This window comes from Cupriavidus lacunae (assembly GCF_003353055.1).
Classification (GTDB): Bacteria; Pseudomonadota; Gammaproteobacteria; order Burkholderiales; family Burkholderiaceae; genus Cupriavidus; species Cupriavidus lacunae.
The window spans coordinates 1-2,006 of the sequence record NZ_QKWJ01000211.1; the positions used below are offsets into that span (position 1 = coordinate 1).

Here is a 2,006-nt window from a genome sequence, read left to right on the forward strand (position 1 = left end):
CCGGTTGTGCGTCCAGCTAAGGCTGGCATGTTCAGCAGGAGTCAGTCCTGCCGGGGTAGGAGTCAGAGGCCCCGTAGCTAGGATAGCAGGGTGGCGGGAAACCAAAACTCTGAAGCCTTTCGACAGGCATTTCCTTGGGGAATGCGCGAGTCATCGGGCCGTAACAAAAGTGAACGTAGATGTGGCCTCGAAAATGAAAAGCTCCGAGGGCCGAGCCCACAACCGTGAGGGTGAAGGCAGCATGGGTAGCCGAAATCTGACCGATACGGCTATTCCACTTCGGCGGGGTGGAAGCGACGGCACGATGACAAGGACATGCTAAGCAACTGGAGAAGCCCTCCTCGCCCCGGCGCGAAATCGCCGGAGCAAGGTAGGCCCTATAACCGGCGAACCCGGGAAGTGGGCCGAAGGCGAGAGGGTGGCGGATGGGCCCGTAGTAGTGGTGAAGCCAGGTAACGCTGGTGGAGCGAAGGGGCCCTGCTGTTTGTGACTTCCTCAACAACATGGGAGGCAAGGACGAGATGACAAAGGCGTCCAGCAGTTTGCAGGACCTGAGGCGAGGGATATACGTCAAGGCGAAGGCTGAACCGTCCTGGCGTTTCTGGGGGTTGTACGTCCATGTCTGCAAGATGGAAACGCTGCGCGAGGCGTATGCGCTGGCCAGAAGGAATAACGGCGCTCCGGGTATCGACGGGGTGACGTTCGAGGTCATCGAGGCGCAAGGCGTAGAGGCGTTCCTTGAGCAGATACAGGGCGAACTGATCGAGCGCACCTACATACCGCTACGAGCACGGCGGCAAGAGATACCGAAGGACGGGGGCAAGGTCCGCGTCCTATCGATTCCCGCTATCCGTGACCGGGTGGTTCAAGGCGCGCTCAAGCTCCTACTGGAGCCGATCTTCGAAGCAGACTTCCAACCGGGGTCGTTTGGCTATCGTCCCAAGCGCACCGCGCATAAAGCGGTGCATCGGGTGGCGACGGCGATCGTTCAGCGGAAGACCCGAGTCATCGATCTGGATTTGCGCGCCTACTTTGAGACGGTTCGGCATCACCTACTGCTTGAAAAGGTGGCGCGACGAGTCAATGACGACGAGGTCATGCGTTTGCTGAAGTTGATGCTGACGGCGTCGGGCAAACAAGGTGTTCCGCAAGGCGGGGTGATTTCGCCGTTGCTCAGTAACATCTATCTCACTGAGGTGGATCGGATGCTGGAGCGCGCGAAAGAAGCCACGCGCAACGGGAAGTATACCTACGTCGAGTATGCCCGCTTCGCTGACGATCTGGTCGTGCTGATCGACGCCCATCCACGCAATGCGTGGTTGCTGGGTGCGGTGAGCAAGCGGCTTCGGGAAGAGTTTGCCAAGCTACAAGTCGAGATCAACGAAGAGAAGAGTTGCACCGTGGAATTGGACTGCGGGGAGAGCTTTGGCTTTCTCGGATTTGACTTCCGTCGACTCCGCAGTATGAAGAAGCAGGTGTGGCGGGCGCACTATACGCCGAAGTTGAAGAAACGCACGGCGTTGCTGCGCAAGCTCAAGGAGGTGTTCCGGCGATACCAGTCGCAGCCAGTGGATCGGGTGGTGCAACTGATCAATCCGGTTCTGCGCGGTTGGGTGAATTACTTCGCCGTGGGACACGCCAGCGAGTGTTTTAGCTTCGTAAAAGACTGGGTCGAAAAGAAGGTCAGACGCCATCTAGGGCGATCCCGGAATCGCCGGGGCTTCGGCTGGACGAGGTGGAGTAGGCGGTGGCTCTACGACGAACTGAGGCTGTTTAACGGCTACCGTGTTCGTCGTGGACCATCGATGAAAGCGTCTCCGGCATGATAGGTCCCATAACCCTTGACATGAAGCGAACAGGAAAGCGTAGTGCGGGAAAACCGCATGCTGCGTTTGACGTGGCGGGAGCTGGAAACGTGACTATGGTTGCCGGATTGCGGGCCATTGCGAAAGCGGTGGAATCACCACCGGTGCCTACCGTGCGCGCGCCAGTTCTCGACCCTACCG

General features: G+C 58.9%; 1 protein-coding gene. It reads left to right on the forward strand.

All coding sequences use genetic code 11. The features are described from left to right. The first annotated feature begins 521 nt into the window (after nt 1-521). Entirely contained in the window at nt 522-1,826 is a 1,305-nt protein-coding gene (gene ltrA / locus DN412_RS42685) for a group II intron reverse transcriptase/maturase (protein ID WP_115216973.1), read from the forward strand. The last annotated feature ends 180 nt before the right edge of the window (nt 1,827-2,006 follow it).